The organism is Stenotrophomonas sp. 05L44_2 (assembly GCF_056665995.1).
This window is the reverse complement of the sequence record NZ_JBFTNR010000965.1, coordinates 1-1,222: the sequence shown is the minus strand read 5'-3', so window position 1 is coordinate 1,222 and position 1,222 is coordinate 1. Positions and strand designations below refer to the sequence as shown.

At 68.4% G+C, this 1,222-nt stretch carries 1 protein-coding gene and 1 pseudogene; one reads left to right on the top strand and one right to left on the bottom strand.

Going from position 1 to position 1,222, the window contains the following annotated elements:
* Window positions 1-448: pseudogene (locus AC1VAN_RS22360) on the bottom strand (hypothetical protein); the annotation flags it as partial.
* Between the two features lie 285 nt (window positions 449-733).
* Here AC1VAN_RS22360 and AC1VAN_RS22355 point away from each other — a divergent pair.
* Window positions 734-1,135, top strand: coding sequence for a hypothetical protein (locus AC1VAN_RS22355; RefSeq protein WP_099782578.1), 402 nt, complete (start codon window positions 734-736; stop codon window positions 1,133-1,135).
* The last annotated feature ends 87 nt before the right edge of the window (window positions 1,136-1,222 follow it).

The window sequence follows — 1,222 nt, the reverse complement described above, 5'->3', positions numbered from 1 at the left end:
GCTCCACGCTTGGCAGTGGATGCTCGCGCAGGTAGATCGCGGCAAGCGAATCGGCAACGTCGCCCACCGTGCCCTGGCTCTGCAGCGCGGCACGCATGCGTTCGTCTTCCAGCGAGGCGGTGAAGCCACTGCTCCACCCTTCCACCATCGTCTGCAGGTGCGGCTGGAAGTGGTCGAGCTGCTTGAACAGCGCGCGGTGCGCGCCGGCGGTGAAGCCCAGTTGCAGGCCGAAGAACGCGACAAGCAACGGCAGCAGCACCACATACGAGGCCAGCAGCCCGTGGTGCCAACGCYGCTGCCGCCGCAGCCAACCGCGTCGATGCAGCCCGCGCCAGGCGAAGATGCCCAGCACCAGCCCCAACAGCGTGCCCAGCACGCTGCCGCCGATCAGATCGAGCACGCTCAGGCCGGTCCAGAATTCGCCAAGCCAGTACTGCGCTTCCTGCATGGTGTTGCCTTCCGTGGTTCAGTGCGGCCGCCATGGTAACCGCGACCCGATGCTCGGCTGCTCTCTGCAGCCGGCAGATGCAGACTGTTGGACAGCCGGCGGGTGCAGACCGTCGGCCAGCCGATGGGTGCGGACCCTCGGCCAGCCGATGGGTGCGGACAGTTGGTCCGCCGGTGGGTGCGGACCGTTGGTCCGCACGCCCCCACGCAGTCGCCCGCCAGCGGCCGGCACGACCCGGCAAGCAATGCGACAATCGCACACCTTTCCTGCAGCAACGAGGCCCACATGGCCAAACTGACCCTGGCCAGCGTGGACACGCTGCGTACCCGCTTCACTGATGATGCCGCCTGCGATGCAGCGCTGTCCGCCTTTGCCGACCCGGCTGCGGCGCGCGTACCGCTGCGTGAGCTGGTCGAGGCACAGCACCGCTACCTGCAGGCCGAACATGAAGTGGCACAGGTGGCCGATATCCTGCGCCGCGACCAGAAGTACGCACCGGTCGGTCGCCCGTCGGTGCATATCGTGCAGCTGCGCAAGCAGCAGGCAACGACCAAGCAGGCCGCGCTGATCGCCCGCCAGGTAGTGGCGCAGGCGGCGCAGACGTTCGTGCGTGCGAGCGGGTTGGCGGTGAAGGCCAAGCAGAGCCCGAGCGAAGCGTCGGCGGCGTGGCTGGGTACGCTGCGCTGAGCGCCCGTACCCGGTAATGGCCACCCTTGGTTGGCCTGCGGAGTGCTCGTGCGCCAACCGAGGTTGGCACCTACCGGGTAGTGCCGG